The sequence below is a fragment of the Bremerella sp. P1 genome (genome assembly GCF_028748185.1).
In the GTDB taxonomy this organism is placed as follows: Bacteria; Planctomycetota; Planctomycetia; order Pirellulales; family Pirellulaceae; genus Bremerella.
Genome location: NZ_CP118164.1, coordinates 5,490,840 through 5,508,781 on the forward strand (window position 1 = coordinate 5,490,840; position 17,942 = coordinate 5,508,781).

Annotated in this window: 16 protein-coding genes; 9 read left to right on the forward strand and 7 right to left on the reverse strand. The window is 54.2% G+C overall.

Going from position 1 to position 17,942, the window contains the following annotated elements:
• Positions 1-4: 4 nt before the first annotated feature.
• Both PSR63_RS22765 and amt read right to left on the reverse strand, forming a co-directional pair.
• A complete protein-coding gene (locus PSR63_RS22765; RefSeq protein ID WP_274327973.1) occupies positions 5-454 on the reverse strand; it encodes a MarR family winged helix-turn-helix transcriptional regulator in 450 nt (149 codons plus the stop codon).
• Positions 455-670: 216 nt separating this feature from the next.
• Positions 671-2,986, reverse strand: a complete 2,316-nt coding sequence (amt, locus tag PSR63_RS22770) for an ammonium transporter (protein ID WP_274327974.1) — start codon at positions 2,984-2,986, stop codon at positions 671-673.
• A gap of 463 nt (positions 2,987-3,449) precedes the next feature.
• On the opposite strand from amt, the gene nrfH reads away from it, so the two are divergent.
• The 3 genes from nrfH (at position 3,450) to PSR63_RS22785 (ending at position 6,603) form a co-directional block, all read left to right on the forward strand.
• Complete coding sequence (gene nrfH, locus PSR63_RS22775; RefSeq protein WP_274327975.1) at positions 3,450-4,007, forward strand: cytochrome c nitrite reductase small subunit; 558 nt, start codon at positions 3,450-3,452, stop codon at positions 4,005-4,007.
• A gap of 12 nt (positions 4,008-4,019) precedes the next feature.
• Positions 4,020-5,639: an ammonia-forming cytochrome c nitrite reductase subunit c552 gene (locus PSR63_RS22780; RefSeq protein ID WP_274327976.1), complete on the forward strand. Its 1,620-nt coding sequence runs from the start codon at positions 4,020-4,022 to the stop codon at positions 5,637-5,639.
• A 268-nt stretch (positions 5,640-5,907) separates the two neighbouring features.
• Positions 5,908-6,603, forward strand: a complete 696-nt coding sequence (locus PSR63_RS22785) for a hypothetical protein (RefSeq protein WP_274327977.1) — start codon at positions 5,908-5,910, stop codon at positions 6,601-6,603.
• A 2-nt stretch (positions 6,604-6,605) separates the two neighbouring features.
• Here PSR63_RS22785 and PSR63_RS22790 read toward each other — a convergent pair whose 3' ends face one another.
• The 3 genes from PSR63_RS22790 to PSR63_RS22800 form a co-directional block, all read right to left on the reverse strand.
• Entirely contained in the window at positions 6,606-7,142 is a 537-nt protein-coding gene (locus PSR63_RS22790; RefSeq protein WP_274327978.1) for a hypothetical protein, read from the reverse strand.
• Between the two features lie 283 nt (positions 7,143-7,425).
• Entirely contained in the window at positions 7,426-7,878 is a 453-nt protein-coding gene (locus tag PSR63_RS22795; protein ID WP_274327979.1) for a carboxypeptidase-like regulatory domain-containing protein, read from the reverse strand.
• Positions 7,879-7,925: 47 nt separating this feature from the next.
• Positions 7,926-8,993: a DUF1559 domain-containing protein gene (locus PSR63_RS22800; protein ID WP_274327980.1), complete on the reverse strand. Its 1,068-nt coding sequence runs from the start codon at positions 8,991-8,993 to the stop codon at positions 7,926-7,928.
• Positions 8,994-9,434: 441 nt separating this feature from the next.
• Between PSR63_RS22800 and PSR63_RS22805 the strand changes: the two genes are divergently transcribed.
• The 3 genes from PSR63_RS22805 to PSR63_RS22815 all read left to right on the forward strand — a co-directional run bounded on the left by PSR63_RS22805 (position 9,435) and on the right by PSR63_RS22815 (position 13,058).
• The gene (locus tag PSR63_RS22805; protein WP_274327981.1) at positions 9,435-11,156 is read left to right on the forward strand and encodes a HAMP domain-containing methyl-accepting chemotaxis protein; all 1,722 of its coding nucleotides are present in this window, start codon (positions 9,435-9,437) and stop codon (positions 11,154-11,156) included.
• Positions 11,157-11,292: 136 nt separating this feature from the next.
• Positions 11,293-11,730 (forward strand): hypothetical protein, encoded by a 438-nt coding sequence (locus PSR63_RS22810; protein WP_274327982.1) that lies wholly within the window; start codon positions 11,293-11,295, stop codon positions 11,728-11,730.
• Between the two features lie 206 nt (positions 11,731-11,936).
• Complete coding sequence (locus PSR63_RS22815; protein ID WP_274327983.1) at positions 11,937-13,058, forward strand: vWA domain-containing protein; 1,122 nt, start codon at positions 11,937-11,939, stop codon at positions 13,056-13,058.
• A 9-nt stretch (positions 13,059-13,067) separates the two neighbouring features.
• Here PSR63_RS22815 and PSR63_RS22820 read toward each other — a convergent pair whose 3' ends face one another.
• Positions 13,068-13,841 (reverse strand): helix-turn-helix domain-containing protein, encoded by a 774-nt coding sequence (locus tag PSR63_RS22820; protein WP_274327984.1) that lies wholly within the window; start codon positions 13,839-13,841, stop codon positions 13,068-13,070.
• A gap of 246 nt (positions 13,842-14,087) precedes the next feature.
• On the opposite strand from PSR63_RS22820, the gene PSR63_RS22825 reads away from it, so the two are divergent.
• Both PSR63_RS22825 and PSR63_RS22830 read left to right on the forward strand, forming a co-directional pair.
• Positions 14,088-14,852 (forward strand): hypothetical protein, encoded by a 765-nt coding sequence (locus PSR63_RS22825; RefSeq protein WP_274327985.1) that lies wholly within the window; start codon positions 14,088-14,090, stop codon positions 14,850-14,852.
• Positions 14,853-14,996: 144 nt separating this feature from the next.
• Positions 14,997-15,971: an SgcJ/EcaC family oxidoreductase gene (locus tag PSR63_RS22830; protein WP_274327986.1), complete on the forward strand. Its 975-nt coding sequence runs from the start codon at positions 14,997-14,999 to the stop codon at positions 15,969-15,971.
• Here the strand turns inward: PSR63_RS22830 and PSR63_RS22835 are convergent.
• Positions 15,890-16,462, reverse strand: a complete 573-nt coding sequence (locus tag PSR63_RS22835) for a hypothetical protein (protein WP_274327987.1) — start codon at positions 16,460-16,462, stop codon at positions 15,890-15,892. The two genes, PSR63_RS22830 and PSR63_RS22835, sit on opposite strands and share 82 nt — an antisense overlap.
• 217 nt (positions 16,463-16,679) lie before the next feature.
• On the opposite strand from PSR63_RS22835, the gene PSR63_RS22840 reads away from it, so the two are divergent.
• Positions 16,680-17,936 (forward strand): tetratricopeptide repeat protein, encoded by a 1,257-nt coding sequence (locus tag PSR63_RS22840; protein WP_274327988.1) that lies wholly within the window; start codon positions 16,680-16,682, stop codon positions 17,934-17,936.
• The last annotated feature ends 6 nt before the right edge of the window (positions 17,937-17,942 follow it).

A 17,942-nucleotide genomic window follows, 5' to 3' on the forward strand; every position in this document is an offset into this window, starting at 1 on the left:
GCGTTTACTCGTCGACCAATGACAGGTTGGTTTCATCTTCATGCGGCTCGCGTGCTTCTTTCAGCAGCAAGGCCAATTGACGGAGTGCGTCCGGAGAGAGATGCCCCAATTGCTTTCGGTGACACTCGCGAACTTCTGATGAAAGCTCTTCCAGCAGTGCCAACCCTTGGGGGGTGATCGTCACCTCAACGACACGCCGGTTCTCAGGTCGTCTCTCTCGTGACAATAAACCGCGTTGTTCGAGTTTATCTAACAGCCGGGTCATATCCGGAGCACGAGAAATCAATCGTGATCCAAGCACCAGCGTCGGCATCGAATCTGGATGGACCGACTTCAAGAGGCGGAGTGTATTGTATTGCTGGGCGGAAAGGCCTGCATTCCCGAAAACCTGTTCCTCAAACGCTTTCAGGCGATCATAGGTACGCCATAAGTTCAGAAAAACCTCCTGTTCCAAGGAGTCGAACTTCCTGGAATTGGCGTGCGATCGAGGCTTCTGCGGAGTTTGGCCCATACCCCCAGGATAGGCGTTGCTACAATAAACGTCAAGACAACTGTGTTTGCCAGGCACGACTTTGACAGGCATAGAGCAGTGGTCCGAGAGAGGGGAGAGCATAGAAAAAGCGAGCCCAATCAGGCTCGCTTTTTGGTTGTCTTGCTGCGGACCGCCGTGTTACGCCAGTCCGGCTTCGTCCAATACGGTGGTGAATTCTTGGTAAGAGCTCCGCACTCGCTGGCCGATGGTTTCGCTTGCTTCGCGGATGGTTTTCATGCCGCCGAGCATCTCTTCGACCATCGATTCAATTTCGCTTCCGATTTGGCGGACCTGTTCGGCCGAGCTGCGTTGATCGGCGGACGAGGTCTGGATGAAGCGATTCATCTCGTCACTCATCGCATAAACCTGACCGATCACTTCGGCCGTTTGGCTGAGGTTCGACGAAACCTGACGCGTATCTTGTCGAATTCGCGAGATCCGGCCGCTGATCTGGTCAGTCGAATCGGACGACGCCTTGGCAAGCTGCTTCACTTCGGTGGCAACGACGGCGAAGCCTTTGCCCGCTTCGCCTGCCCTGGCGGCTTCGATGGTGGCGTTGAGGGCCAGCATGTTGGTTTGCTCGGCGATCTCGCGGACCATGTCCAACACGCTCTCGATTTCGTGAGAGGATTCGCTCAACTGGCTCATGGTGGTACCACTGCTGTTGGCAGTCGCAACCCCTTGGCCGGCAAGCGAGGCGGCTTCTTGCATCTGGGTCGAAATCGTGCCGAGCGACTGCACCATGCCATCGATCCGGTCGAAAATCTGTTGAACCGAACCCACCAGCTTCTGAGCATTGCTCGACGAGCCTTCGAGAATCAACTGCAACGAGTTTCGCTGCTGGTCAATCGATTCCAGGCTTTCTTCGACCTGAGAGCGGTATTTGGTCAGGCCTGCCTGGGCCAGTCTCTTTTGTCGCTCGAGAGACTCCACTGCCGCTTCGGTTCGCGAACGCTCGGAGGTGATCGCTTCAATCAGGTGATTAAACGCATGAGCCAGGTCGCCGGCTTCGGTGCCGATTTCAGGTTCAACACGAAAACGCTGATCGATGTGATCCGCTGTGGCGGCCTTTTGCATGGTGGCCGCGAGGTCAAACAGCGTGCTCTTGGCACCATGTTCCGAAATGTTCAGGCCGATGATTTCGTCATGCTCATCAACTCGGACAGGCGTGATGCACTTCAGAAGCGAGATCAGAATGATCGCACTACCAAAGCACCAGCCGAAGCAGGCCGCGACACCGACTGCCTGAACACCGATCAAATCGAATCGGGTCATGCCGGAATCGAGCAGGACATCGGGACGAGCGAACAGGCCGACAGCCAACGTTCCCCAGGCACCGCAAAAGCCATGGACTGGGATAGCCCCGACAACATCATCGAGCTTGAGAACACGTTCGATAAACAGAGTACCAGCAAAAACGAGCACGCCGCTCATCAAACCAATCATGACAGCTCCGCCAGCCGAAACGCTGGCACAACCGGCCGTGATACCGACGAGTCCGCCGAGGACGCCGTTGGCGACATCTTCTGCTTGAGGAAGCTTCTCGCTACCGAAAATCCAACTGACAAATGTCGAACTGATACCCGCGAAGCATGCCGACAGCATGGTCGTCATGGCGATAGGGCCGACGTCGGATGTGGCTTCGAGCGTACTTCCGCAATTAAATCCGAACCAGCCGAAGACCAGGATGAACGTACCCAGGTACATCAGCGGCAAGTTATGTGGGTGAAAGCGATTGGCGGTGCCATCTTCGTTGAACTTGCCAAGGCGTGGTCCAATGACCCAGATCGAAGCCAATGCAACCCAGGCACCTGCCGAGTGCACCACGGTCGAGCCGGCGAAGTCGATGAAGCCCCAGTTTTCCAGCCAGCCACTCGAGTCGCCGTGATACAAACTGCCCCATGCCCAGTGGCCAAAAATTGGGTAGATGATCACCGAGGTCACGAACGAGATGAACAGGTATGTCGCAAATCGAGAACGCTCGGCCACGGCACCCGAGTCAATCGTGGCCGCAGTTCCGCAGAAGGTTGCCTGGAATACGAAGAAGACTGCCAGCCACGGTGCGTTCTCGAAGGAGACGCAAAAGTCACTGGTTCCAAACAAACCGTAGGCAGTGGTACCGAACATCAAGCCGAAGCCAATGAACCAGAAGCCTGCAACCGACAAAACAAAGTCGGCCATGTTCTTCACGGCCACATTGATCGAGTTCTTCGCCCGAGCAAGACCCGATTCGAGGCACATGAACCCGGCCTGCATCAGCATGACCAGCGAGGCTGCGAAGATCACCCAGGCATAGTCCACCATCGAGTGTTCATCGGCGGGGGCTTCAACAACATCTGTAGCAGTGGCAGTTGCGATGACGTCGCCATCGGCGAACGTTGCCTGAGTGAACAGGCCAACCGTAAATAAGGCGATGCCGATCAGGAAAAAGGAGGCGTACGATCGTGTCGACATGAATAAACTCTCTTAAGGGGGCAATTCAGAGATAGACGATTTGTGTTTGTTGATGCGGAAGAATAGGTCGTTTTGTGTTCAGGTGTGATCATTCTTTGTGCTTTTAGGATTTTCCTTACTTCCAGCCAGAAAGGGACTATTAGGGCAATGTAAAGAAAGGCAATACGGCATTCTGGACCGGCTCAAACCAGTTGTCTGTGTTGCTGGATTTCACATAAACATCCAGGTGAGCAAAGAGTGTTCATTTGTCTGGTCTTTTGGGGGGACCTGGATCTTGAGAGTCTTTTCTGGCTAGTATGTGCCCATCGACCCTTCGTTAGGGTTGTGTGAATGGTTGCTTTGCATGGCGGAATTTCCTTGTTGGTTGACCATGCGAGGGGTACCATGCGGATTCCTGTCCGCGAAGCGTCTTGCTTACCCGGGTAAAACAGCCCAGGTCGAATTGGTAAGGGAAGTAGTCGGGATGACTCATCGCGAGAATTCACGGTTGCGAAGCCCTCAACGGGTCAGGAACTGGTACGCGAAAGCAAAGATCTATGCGGGGCTTTTCTCCTCTTTCTTTGCCATTCTTCTTGGCGTGGTGCTTGGCCTGGGGACATTCACCTTTGGCTATGGAAAAGGGGCGAGCTACCTCAGCAACGACCCTCAGAGCTGCGTCAACTGTCACGTGATGCAGGAGCCATTCGATACCTGGCAGAAATCGAGCCATCATGACGTGGCCGTCTGCAATGATTGCCATCTTTCGCACGATCCGATCGGCAAGTGGGTCACCAAAGCAGACAACGGCTTCTTTCATTCGTTGGCGTTTACGTTGAACGATTATCCCGATCCTTTACGCATCAAGCCTCGCAACCGCCGGGTAACTCAGCATGCCTGTTTGCATTGTCACTCCGACTTTGTTCACAACATGCTGCCTGCGAACCAGCACGACGAGACGATGTCTTGTGTCCATTGCCATGCGGACGTTGGGCATTCACTTCATTCGAGGGTTTATCCCACCTTGGAACCGGACTCACGTTGATAGGTAGGCATCATGAACTCTGACAACACTTCCAGCATTCCAAACCGTGGGCAGTCATTTCTTCCATTGGCCGGGCTGATGCTGTTGTTCGCCGTCGTGACGTTTGGGCTGGTATCGCTGCTGACCAATATCTTCGAGAAGAAACAGGAGGCCCGCGCCCCTTTTGTCCGCGTGGTTGAAGTCGACGAAGTGACGACCGATCCCGAGAAGTGGGGCATCAATTGGCCGGACCAGTATGACGGTTATCTGCTGACGGTTGATTCGGAGGAGTCAGAATACGGCGGTTCCGAGGCATTGACAGCCAGCAAGCTGGAAGCGCATCCCTGGCTCAAGCGATTGTATGCCGGCTATGCATTTAGTCTCGACTATCGCGAAGCTCGTGGGCATGCCTACATGCTCAGCGATCAAGAGGTCACCAAACGCGTGACCGAGCGGAAGCAGGCCGGAGCTTGCCTGCATTGTCATGCGTCCATCGTGCCTACTTACCGCCGGATTGGCCTGATGGAAGAAGGCAAAACGGATGTCACCGCGGAAGACCTGGCAAAGGATTTCAACTGGCCTGCCGTGATTAAAGGGTTCGAAACGATGGGAAGGATGGAATACGCCGATGCCCACGCCGAGCTAATGAAGACACCGGATGGGACTTCCGGCGAGGGCAAGGCCCATCCGGTGAGCTGTGTTGATTGTCATGATCCCGAAACCATGGCCATACGAGTCACGCGTCCAGGCTTCGTGCAAGGCATTGCTGCCCTGGCTAAGAGCTACGATCCGGTGGTTCATCTGCCAAGTATCGAGCGTTGGAGAAGTGGCAACCGCGAGCGAGACTACGATCCGAACCTGGATGCATCGCGACAAGAGATGCGAACGTTCGTCTGTGCGCAATGCCATGTCGAGTATTACTGCACGACCAAGGAAACGCTGTTCTTTCCTTGGGGCAACGGACTGAAGGTCGAGGAAATCGAGCAGCTATACGACGAACACAAGTTCCCTGATGGCAGTGATTTCGTTGACTACAAGCATGGCGAAACAGGAGCCAAGATCTACAAGGCACAGCATCCAGAGTTCGAACTTTGGAGTCAGGGAATTCATGCACGTAGTGGTGTGAGCTGTGCTGATTGCCATATGCCCTACGAACGAAAGGGGGCCATGAAGGTCAGCAGTCATCACGTTCGTAGCCCTATGCTGAGCGTTAACCGCTCGTGCCAAACATGCCACAACGTGAACGAAGGGGAACTCAAGCAACGTGTCGAAATCATTCAAGCCAGGACGCAAGATCTTATGGAACGAGCGGCCGCCGCGATGACATCGATGCTCGACGCTATCAACGCAGCCAAGGCGGCCGGGGCCACAGACGAACAATTGGCTCCGATTCTAGATCTTCAGAAGAAAGGGATGTGGCGGCTCGACTTTATCAGCAGTGAGAATTCCAAAGGGTTCCACGCCGACCAGGAAGCGGCGCGGATCCTGAGTGAAGCGATTGATTACTGCCGGCAAGCCGAAATTGAAGCGATCAAGCTTCGCGCACCGGAATCGCCGGAGGTCGAGATCGAAGCGGTTGAGGTCGAAGCGGTTGAGGTCGAAGCGGTTGAGGTCGAAGGAATCACCCCTGACGAAAAGGCACCCATTCGGTAGGCCTGCTAGCTGGCCGGGGGTGGCAAAGCTGCTCTTGCTAAGGGAAGTGCAATTTTGGTATTCCCTCGGCTTCCGTCTGTCTAAGGGTCCGCAGGCGGTGGGTGGTAATCTGTGACCCAGACCGGTGCCCTCTTTTGCTCGGATGAACAACCCGAATAATCCCATACCTGCCGATCATGTCGCTTCGCGAGCGTGGCTTCGTTGGTTGCCGACCGGTATGCCTGTTCACCGGGCTCTGGTATCGGATTTGATGTGGTTGCACCGCTCGATGCCTACGGTATCGCAGACAAAGACCTTCAATCTGCGAGAGTTGCGCTTGGCACGGGAAGCGTGTCCACGGCGTGTTTCCTGGGCGATTGCCTTTCTCCGGGCTTACGCGTTGACTTCAGTCGAGTTTCCCAGTCTTCGACGCACGTATATTTCGTGGCCATGGCCGCATCTTTACGAGCACCCCGAGGCCATCGGCAACTTGGTCGTATCGCGTGAAGCCAATGGCGAAAGTTGGTTGTTCTTCGCGCCGATTGCGAGTGCAGAAAGTTTCTCGCTTGACCGACAGCAAGGCCTGCTCGAGCGATATCAATCGGGGCCTGTCGAAGAGGTTTTCAAGAACCAGGTTCGCCTGGCCCACTATCCATTCTTCGTTCGCCGGTTGATGTGGTGGCTACGATTCCACTTTTCATCGAGCAAACGTATTAAGCGTCTCGGAACGTTTGCCCTGACAACCGTGGCAAGGCATGGGGTCTCCATTCTCGATCCGCGTGCTCCGGTTACGTCGACGTTGACCTATGGGCCGATTAGCGATACGGACCAATGCGACGTCACAATTTCCTACGATCATCGCGTGATGGATGGCAAGGAAGTCGCCGAGATTTTATGTGCCACCGAATGCATCATGCAAACTCGTCTCGTCCAGGAATTTCATGACTTGGCCGCGTATCATCGATCGCTTAACAAAGCGGCCTAGTATCACTCCCAGGCGAAAGCCGTGGTTTCGATACCCCAGCGTTCCGCAATCCAATCGGGAACAACTTCCATCGAGGCACGTCCGTCAGCCCAGTTGATGGTCTCTTCACGCTTCGCCTCGTCGGTATTGAGGTAATACGGGTGTGGTCGCATGCCGACGCGCCCTAAGTCCAAACGATCGGAATCCCAGCAGGTTCCAATGGTGATATTCTCGTGATGCCGGCACTTGGTGTGACCGCAGCACGCCTCGACCAGAAGGGCAAACTGGGCGTTCGATAACTCGAAGAGTTCTCCGCGAAGCTGCTTGGCGAATTCCGCGCCCCGCTTTCCATGATTGGGATCAAACGATTCGTTTTTGCGTTTTGAATCGTGAAACAAGGCAAACAACGCGACCACATCCTTGTCGGCGCCGCTCGCTTCCGCCAGGCGTTGGCCATTGTCATAGACGCGTGCCCAGTGAGCGATTCCGTGGCAACCCGCTAATGGCAAGTCGTACTCTTGAACGATTTGTCGCGCAATCCCTCGCATGTCGATGGTCATACCTAACTCCTTTTTGCTGAAGAAGAATCAGCGTAGCTGTTGCTGCCCGGTGCGATGGCAACTGCGAAACAATGTATGGATCGTTGCCTGTTTGGCAATTTCAAAAGACACGTCCCGCTGCCGGAAGTTCGCCAGGTGCTTCCCGGGCGGACTCGTCTAGTTTTAGAAATAGCAACAAGTTGGGAGAATGCCCAGCAATTTGTCGCGGTTTGATCGGGACAGCTGTTAACCCATTTTTCAAGGCAACTTCATCTGCGCATGATGGATTGACCGCGCAAGAGAATCACGGAGACTTCAACTCGAACTTGAGATCGGAGTTGCCGTCGTTACCAATCTCGACGATCAGGTCACTCATCGTGTTGTACTGAGGTGGGACCATCTCTTTGCCCTCCGGTACGCGGGCCTCAGGGTCGGTGATTTTGGGTTGCGAGACCTTGTTGATGCGAACGCGGTACTCTCCAGGCTGAATGCCAGCGTACGAAGCCGTGTACATCTCGAAATACCCGGAATCGTCCGTATTGGCGAACCCGCTGGAACCTCCCAGGCCATCGGCATTGGCCTCGACATTCTGAGGAGTGAATTCTACATCGGCTCCGGCCAAAGGGGTGCCGTCCAGGGTGATCGTTCCCTTGGCAGGAACGAGGTTAAGACCCGAATCATTGCGACTGCAGCCAACCAGGTTGGTGATGACCACCAGGCAGGCAATACAGAACAATACCGTCAAATTGATTTTCATAAACCGTTATCTCTCTGGGATAGCGATGCGATCTTACCGGATGATGACTAGTTGCTGCTGACGACCAAGCCGTCATTGCGAGCCCCAAGTCGCTGGTAAGTTCCAAAGTTGCTTTGATCGCCGGTGCCGTAAGGATTGTTCGCATCCCACGTGTAGCCAGGGTGGTTGATCACCTCGCTTAAGAAACGAACCGACGCATCGCTCATCGCGAACATGGCACCACCTGGGTGGTAGCTCGCGAAGGCGCGGCCATACTTGTCCGCATTGGTCGTACGAGCATTGATTGCCGTACGAGTGGCTCGAATGTGACGGAACGGTCCGGCAGACTGGTCAACCGAGGCATTGCCGTTGATGTAGTCGGCACGAGCTTGTCCCCCTGATGCGACCGAGCCGTACAGAACATTGTTCTTGGAACCGACATTGTTGCTCCGCCAGCGAATCTCGCCCAGCATCAGCGTATTGGACGCACCATCCTGGATATCTCGGAAGGAGATCTCCGAGTTTTCAAAGAGGACCCCATTGCAGACTGTGCGGTGATGCTGAAGCTCCGATCCCGGAGTGGCATTACGCTCGTAACTGCCGCGGCAACCAGCGTAACTACTGGTGGCAATGTTCGCGTGATACCCCACGGTCGACGAATCAGGCTGCGAGGTCGTTGTCTTGGGTTTGATGTCCGAAGGACAGTTGAAGATGTCCAGCGGGGTCGAAACCGCATTGTGATTCGAGGGCACACTTCCCCCGTGACTACCGCCGGTCGATCCATAGACATGAACGGTGAAGTCGAACTGGGAATGCAAAGCCGACTGCTCGATCATCGGCAGGATCAGCGTTTGCCAGGAATACCCGCCATCCTGACCACCGGTCGTTGAAAAGCTGGGAGGATTGAAATCGGCATCGATGAATCCAGGCGGAAAGCTGCCGAAAATATCGTGATAATTGTGAATACCTAACGCGAGGTTCTTCAAGTTGTTCGAGCAACTCATTCGGCGAGCAGCCTCGCGCGCCTGCTGGACGGCCGGCAGTAGTAAGGCAATCAGCACGCCGATGATCGCGATCACGACCAAGAGCTCAACAAGGGTGAAGCCGGCACGCCGAACCTGAGAGGGCTGCGTCATCACGCAATCTCCAGTGAAAGAAAAATTTTCCGATAAGAAGGATAAAAGATAGTCGATTCAATCTATCGACTTACCGGGGAATCCTCAAGCCAAAAACTCCCTCGCTAAGAACCGGCCGATCCACCAGAAAGGAGCGGATAGAGTAACTGCAGATAAGGCGATCGATTGTGGCATCCCGCAGAAAACGCGGCATGAAAGGCCACTGTTACTGTGAAGAGTGTTGGCGATTTAAATCGTTGTTCATCAACGCCTTATACCAACGATCGGTACGAATGTACGAGTATCACGAGGATGGTTGTTTTCCGGCTATAACAAATCCGATGAGACCGTTTCTATAAAAAACTGGGAGGATTCGCAGACGGGACGAAACGATGCCCTACGTTTGATCGATATCGCGGGTTTCTGTGAAGATTTGAACAAATTTGGAAAGGGGCATTGTTGATGAAACCGAAGGACAAGTCGACTGGGAAGTCATCCAAACGACGCAACTCGATTCGGCTCAGCACCAAGCTGATTGCTGGTTTCTCTCTCGTGATCCTATTAACGTCGCTGGCATGTTACCTCGGGTATTCGGGGCTTCGCAGCCTGGAAGTCGAGCTCGTCCACATATCGGATGATAAGCAGATCTACGGTGATGCTCAGAAGATCAAGAACGTGATGCTGCAGCATCGTCGTTACGAAAAGGATCTCTTTCTCAACATCGGGAACCGGGAAAAGCAAGTCGATAAGTACGTTCCCAGGTTGGAAGCAAAGCAGGCAGAGATTCAGTCGCTGCTGACCAACATGAAGCAGACCATCAACGACGATCCACGCTTCTCGCCAGAGATCAAGCAGATTGCCAACGAGTTGCCTAAGCTGCATGAAAAATACATGGAAGGCCTATGGCTGGTTAGCGAAAAGGCGATTGAAGACGGCACGCTTCCGCCGCAAGAAGCCAACAAGATGATGACGCCATACAAGGTGCCGATTCATGACCTGGAAGAAGGCATCGATCAGGTTGCCACTGCGGCGACAGAGCTTTTCGAGCAGCGCATCGAGACCTCGAAACAGGTCGGGGCGAACTCTCGATTGGCAATGATTATCGGAACGGCCATTGCCCTGATTCCGTGCCCTTTTGTCATCATGTGGGTTACTGGTCCTCTGCGAAAAGTTTCGAAGATGCTGGGTGATATCGCCAAAGCGGAAGGTGACCTGACGCAGCGTTTGCCGGTGGAGGGTAATGATGAAGTTGGCGAGCTCTCGCAGTGGTTCAATACCTTTGTCGAGCAAGTTCAGCAGATCGTGATTCGTGTCGGAGGAAGTGCGACCACGCTGGTCGAGTCCTCCTCGCGACTATCCAATACGGCTGGAGATCTTTCGGGACAAGCCGATAACACGACCCAGGGATCGTCGCGAGTTGTTGCGGCTGCCGATCAAATGAGCCTTCGCATGAGCGAAGCTTCGCGTTCGACGCAGACCATGCAGACGAACATCTCGACCGTCGCAAATGCGATTGAAGAGCTGGCTACATGTATCCAAGACATCTCGGGCAATACCGAGAAGGCCTCGAGCGTTGCCGGTCAGGCTGCCAATGAGCTTGAACAGAGCAACTCGAACATTGTCGAGTTGAGTTCCGCCGCATCGGAAATCAGTCGCGTGATCGAAACGATTGAGGATATTGCCGAGCAGACCAATCTGTTGGCCCTCAATGCCACCATTGAAGCGGCCCGTGCCGGTGAAGCAGGCAAGGGATTCAGCATTGTCGCCAATGAAGTGAAAGAATTGGCACGTCAGGCAGCTGCCGCTACGGAAGACATCCGCCAACGCATTACCGCGATTCAGGATGCCACCGATAAGACCACGCGCTCGATTGGTGACATCGGTCGCCATGTGGCCCAGGTGAACGAGTTTTCAACGATGATTGCTGCCGCGATTCAGGAACAAAACTGCACAACGCAGTCGATTGCCGAACACATCAACCAGACTTCTACAGCCGTTACGCAAATTAGCGATGGTGTGACGGAGTCGGCTCAGGCCAGCGAAGAGATCCGAGCGAGTATGGTGGTTGTCGATCAATCAGCTCGCGAGACGGCCACAGGGGCCAGCAGTGCCAAAGCAACCGGCGAGGACGTGCATCGAATTGCTGATGAACTGCAAGCGTTGATGGGGACGTTCCGCGTTTAACAAAGACCCCCAATCAAATGCTGAAAATCTTTCCCTCTCAGCGGCAGCGCTGAGGGGGATTTTTTATGGGATTGCGTGTAATGGGGAGACGCGAGTGATACAACAAGGAGAGTGGTATTCCCTGGAGAGTTGATCGATGGACGAATTTGAAAACCAGCCACCTCGAAAGACCTCTTGGTTTCGATTCAGTCTTCGTTCGCTGCTCATCTTGATGCTGCTGATTGCGGTCTATCTAGCAGGTCGCTACGGTGATCGCCATGTTTTTCCATCGCAGCTTAGTGGGGCCTGGCAAGCGACTTTGCCCCATGGTTTCGTGCGAACGGTCACGGTGACCCACCTCGAAGAAGATCGCTTTCTATTGACGTCAGGCGGTTCTGTCTTTAATGGCGTCTATCAGTGGCAAGGAGATCGGCTCGTCATCATTCAGCCGGATGACAAGCGGATGAAGGGGCTCACTTGGAAATGGAGCGACGGAACTATGACGCTCATCGGCGAGCCGGCCGGCAAACCAACCGGCTCCAGCTATTTGGGGACGAAGGTGGAGCGTTTAGAGAATGAAGGCAGCTCGGAATAATACCAGACTTGAGAGCTGTGTTTTTCTCGTAAGTGCCTTAACGGAAGCGTTCACAACAATATCCCTAAGATTTTGTCGTTTCTGGAATAATTCGCGTCAGCTTTCGCGAAACTAATACGTATAGAGGTAGCTAGTCTCGCAAGTCTCTTCTCGCTTTGAATCAACTGCCCACAGCCTGCCATTCGGCTCGCTGGAGTGATTTTGATATGACCGAACACACAACGGCCTCGCCTCAGGCCCGCACACGTCGGCCAGTCCGACAGTCTGAACCCCAACCAGCTGATATGGCCGATTCTTCCGATGCTGCCGGGGTAGAAGCACCACCTAAACGAAATTGGTGGAAGTTAGCCGCTCTGTGGAGCATGCCAGCGTGGTTTATCAGCTTGTTGTTTCACTTCTTTGGCCTTACGGCATTGGTGATCGCTACGATCAATCCGCCGCCGCTGCCTGAAACGCTCAATCTTCTGGCGGCAAGTGATGAGCCACTGGAAGAGCTGGAAGAGATGGTCGTCGAGTTCGAGCCAGAGATCGAGCCAGAAATGGAAGTCGAGATGGAGGCTCCCGATATGCTGTCGGAGTCCTTCGAGCTAACCGCGCTGACTCCAGACGCGGCAATGATGGCCGAATCGGTTTCGATTGAAGCGCTCATGCCATCCAAGCCGGCTGACTTTGCGGCCATGGATCCCAACGGTCTGATGGCAGATCTGGATGGGCTGGGAGATGAAGTCGGCAAGATGGCAAAGTTCTTTGGCACCAAAGCCAAAGGACAGCGTATCTGTTTCGTGGTCGATAACTCGGCGAGTATGACTTCCGGCCGCATGGAAACGGCCCTGGTCGAATTGGACAAGGCAATCGATTCGCTAACAGCCAAGCAGAAGTTCTACATCGTCTTCTATAGCGATACGGCCTACCCGCTGTTCTATCCAACGCCAGCAACGGAAATGCTCAACGCCAACGACAAGAACAAAAAGCTTGTCCGAGATTGGCTCAGTACTATTCAGATGTGCTGGCGAACCGATGGCCGAGATGCGATCACCTTGGCGCTCAATTTGAAGCCAGACCTGGTTTATATTCTCGGAGACGGGGCGTTCACCGATAAGGCCGACATCGAGCTCGCGAACACTTCCCTCAAGGGGATCACCATCCACACCATGGGCATGCAGGTCAAGAAGCAGGACCGCGATAAATTCGCCGCGATTGCTGAAGCCCACGGCGGGACCTACAAAGACGTAGGGATCACCGACGAAGGGAAGCAACTCATGAAGATGAACGGCCCCATCCAGCGCAACAAAGAACGCAACGGAATCTGGGGTATCAAGCTCAAATAAGCGCGTGCGTTACTCTTGGTTGTCGTGACCAGCAACCATTTGATTGCGGTAGCTTCGCCGGTATTCCAAGGGGGTCATGCCCATGTGTTTCCGGAATAACCGGCTGAACGTGCTTTGATCTGAGAAGTCGTGGTCGACCGCAATCTGGCAGACGGAAAGTTCCGTCTTGGTGAGGTCGTCAGCCGCCGAATTGAGTCGCGTGCGGATCTTGAAATCGCGAACGCTCATCCCAAACACTGCCTGGAATTTGCGATTAAGTTGTCGAGACGATAGGTGCGCCCTCTGCGCGAGTTCCTCGACGGTCGCCAGCGAGCCTTCGGGCGTTCGCATGTACTCGACGATTCCTTCAATTTCTGAAGCAGGTGCCGCCCAGCGCTTACCCGCTTTGTAGCTACGCATGACGCCAGCGACACCGATCACCTCGCTGCCGTCGGCATTAAAAAGGGGAATCTTGCTCGTGATATGCCAGTCGAGAATCTTCGTCTCGTTGTAGAAGACCTCGACTCGGTTGTTGATTGGCTGACTGGTCTCCATCACAAAGCAGTCGTCGGCGCGATACTTTTTGGCGATCTCCATCGGGAAGAATTTGGAATCGTTGGTCCCGATCACCTCGTCTTCGCTTCGCGCTCCAAGCCGTTTGATCAATTGCCGGTTTGCCCAGACCATGCGGCTTTCCCGGTCTTTGGTGAAGAAGAATACATCCGGGATCGCATCGTACAAAAACTGAAACTGATGCCGGGGGCCCATCTGAGCGAAGAACTGCTGCTGAAACTCAGTGTGCATGGATATAACCAAAGAGCTTGACGAATCGGGAAGCTACTTTTTTACCATATCTCAGATCATCCCGTCATGCCGAATATCGAAACCCCCTGATTGACAGCGTTCCCGGCTATTGGTTGGCGTTTTCCTCCGGAATATCGTGGATTTCGATCGGAACTCTTAGAGATAATGAAGTTTCTCAAATCCATTCGGCCAGCACGCTCGTCCTAGTTAGCATACTACCCATTGAGATGAATTTCGGAGCCTTTCATGCTGTCACGTATCTTGCTTGCCGTTGTCGCTGTTACTTTGTCTGCCGGCGTTCTTTTCGCGGCCGGACCGACCGAATTAGCCAAGGGGAAAATCCCCGATGATTCTTTGCAGAAGCTCGCGCCCAAGTCAGGCGTCGTTACCGATGCCAAGACGTTTGCCAAGCTGTGGAACGCATGGCGTCCAGGCGAAGCGGTACCTGAAATCGACTTCAGCAAAGACCTGGTCATCATCGGCATGGCCGACGGACCGAATCTGGTCATGTTTGAACCGAAACTGAAAGATGACGGCGATCTAAAGTACCTGGTGGCATCCACTCGCATGGCAGGGCCAGGCTTTGGCTATCGAATGGTGAAGATGAGCCGCGAAGGCGTCAAAACAGTGAACGGGAAATCGATCGCCGAAGGTCTCGTGCAAGGGACGATTACGGTTCCCGCAGCGTCAACCATTGATGCAGGGGAGACGCTGGAGATCAAACTGTTCGAGTTCGATCCTCTCCTGGCCGATGTTTCGGCCACGCTGATCGATGAGAAGGTTATTGCGGATATTAAGCACGAATCCGGCAAGGCGACCGATATTCCGTTCGCGGTTGGTGCCGACTATGAAGTTCAGAAGGAACGCCGCTACTACATCACCGTTTTTGTCGTTCAAGGAGGTAAGCGTACTTTCATTGGTGAGATCGAAGGCAAGCGTGGCCTCAACGTGGTGCTTCAAAATGGTGATCGATCGCCCGTGCACGTAGTCTTGCGTCAGCTGAAAAAGTAAACGCAATCGAGATGGGTGATGGTTGGCCTTGTGAATTCTGATGAAAAACACTCTTCTCCTCGTGAATTCACAAGATTTACACCACGGGCTTCGGTAAGGTGAACAGCTGATTGAGCCTTTCTTCGATTAGCTGAGGATTCAACGATGAAGTCCAAGATTGCCTTGATGGGAATCTGGGTGCTCTTCTTGTCGGTGGCGATCGTCAACGCCCAAGAAGGTAAGCCGAAAAGCGGCGACGCGAACCAGCCTTTCGACGCCATCAAGAAGGCCGTCGAAGACTACGCCGTCGCTTACAACGCCCACGATGCCAAAGCGATTGCCAATCTGTTTGCCCCGGATGCCGAACTCGTTGATACATCCGGAACGGTGTTCCAGGGGCAAGATGTCATCCGCCAGGAATATGAGGCATTCTTCAACGCCCATCCAGATGCATCGCTGACGATCAATGTCGAATCGGTTCGCATGGTCGGACCGTCGGTTGCCGTCGAAGAAGGGCGGACGGCATCGGTATTGGCCGAAGGGGAAACACCTTCGCTGTCACGATACGTTGCCGTCTATTCCAAGATCGACGATGCATGGGTCTTGGCCAGTGTGCGTGATGAAAAGTTAGAGCCTGAGCCGGGGCAGCACCTCGAGCAGCTTAACTGGTTGATTGGCCAGTGGATTGAGGAGTCGGATGACTCGCGGATGGAGATCGAGTGCTACTGGGACGAAAGTGGTTCCTATCTGATTCGCGATTTCAAGATCTCGATCGAAGGATTGCTCGCGTCAAGCGGGACCGAACGAATCGGCTGGGACCCGCTCAATCGACAAATCCGCTCGTGGCTGTTTGATTCCTCAGGCGGGCACATCGAAGCAACCTGGATTCCCGGCGACGGCTTCTGGACCGCAACCGCGCGAGGCTATCGTGCCGATGGCCAGGCAATTTCTGCGATCTATCGGATGACACCGCTTCGCGATGATGCCTACCACATGGCGGCGACCAATCGCCGTGCGGGCGACGAAGGTCTGGGTGATTTTGAAATGACGATCGTGCGTCAACCGCCAGCCCCTGGCGAGGTGCCGCCGCTGGATGAATCGCCTGCCGAGTCGGCTCCGGCGGAATCGAACAAGGAGTAAATCATGTTTCTGCGAAGCTCGATCACGACGTTGTTGCTCCTCCTGTCGTTCAGTTGTCTGACGCTGGCTAAGGGCCCCAAGGATGCATCGAAGTATGATCGCGGGAAAGGGTACTCGGGAAAGGGAAGCCCTTCCGCGGCTGCTCCCTCGAAATACAGTAAGTCGAAGCCATCGGTTCTTCCTTCGACTCCTAGCACGCCGCCCACGATGACGGGTAAGCCGAGAGCTCCGATTGTCAGTTCTTCACCAGCTCCCTCTAGTACATCGAAGTATTCTCGTACCCGGCCCACTTCACTGTCGTCTTCATACAAGATTCCTTCCTCATCGTCACCGAAAGGGAAAGTGACTTTCCCCAGTTCGTCTTCGTGGGGAAGCAGCACGGCCAGCAAAAAGCCGACGGTGTCATCCACGCCACGACCGACGCAGCCAACTACCCCGAGTACCCGCCCGTCGATGTGGCCAACGAAAAAACCGTCGTCGGGTTCGGCCACAGCTCCAACGCAAACGCCGCGTCCTCCGGTCGTTTTCTATCCCAAGCCGACTACGTCAACAAAGAAGCCAGTACCAACCACAACATCACGCCCACCCGCCTATACGCCACCGGCAAGTTCCAGCACAGGAGGGAAGGGGACAAGTCAGCCGTACACGCGTCCGACTAAGCCAAGTTATGGTGGATTACGTCCCCCTTCGTACACCAACAATACGACGGTGATTCAAAATAATACGACCAACAACGTAACGAACAACACGACGAACATCACCAAGAACTGGGTGCAGGACAACAGTACGAACGTTGTTCATAATCACAGCAATACCAACAGTTGGTACCAAGACAACCGTTGGCAAAATCGTCCGACGATTAACAGCCAAAATTGGAATGGTCGACCATGGTGGCACACGCCTGACTATGGTTCCTGGCATCATGGGCACTGGGATCGCCACACGTACTACCATGGCCATGATTCATGGGATTATGTCGATCGCGGCGATAACGCGTGGCTCGGCGGACTAGTCGCCTGGGGCTTAGGTAATATGGTTTATCGAACCGGTTACCAGGTTTACGTCAATCCGTACGTTAGCCGCCCCGTTGTGATCGGTGGCACGCGAATTGATTATTCGCGACCGATTACGGTGATGCGATCGCCTTACGAGCTGGCGTACCTCAACGATCAGGCGAAGGCCCAGGAACTTCATGATCGCGCGCTGGAGTACTTCGAGGTCGCGCGAACGGCCTTCTATTTCGGTGATTTGAATAAGGCGTACCAGAATATCAACCTGGCGATTGCACTGATGCCAGATGACGCCACGTTGCATGAGTTCCGTGCGCTGGTCCTGTTCTCGGCCGGTAAGTTCAGCGAAGCAGCCGAAGTGATGCATGCCGTCTTGGCGGTCGCACCAGGATGGGACTGGACAACGTTAAGCAGTCTCTACCGCGATCAAGATCAATACACGGCCGAGCTTCGTCAGTTGGAGCAATACCTCAAAGCGAATCCACGGCAAGCAGATGCTCGTTTTCTGCTGGCCTATCACTACATCACGATGGGGTATCCAGACAGCGCCCGGCGGCAACTGCAAGCGGTTCTGCTGCTTTCTCCACAAGATAAGCTCAGCGCGGACTTAATTGCTCTTCTCGATGAAGATCAGCAAAAAGACTTTGCGACCCAGTACGGAAACATGCCTGCGGTCGATCGGCAGCTTCTACAAGGAGATTGGAAGGCTGCTCGGCCAACGGGAAAGATCGAGTTGGAGTTGAAAGATGGTAACTTCACATGGGACTACGATTTGATCGAAAACGACCAGAAGTTCCACGGTCGTTACGCGGTCGACAACGCGCTGTTAATCATGGCGACCGAAGATGGATCGCAGATGGTGGGCACGGTCCAAATGCAGGACCGCGACCACTTTGTCTATAAACTACTGGGAAACAACTCGTCCGACCCCGGACTGCAATTCGTCCGGGAGTAACAGGGC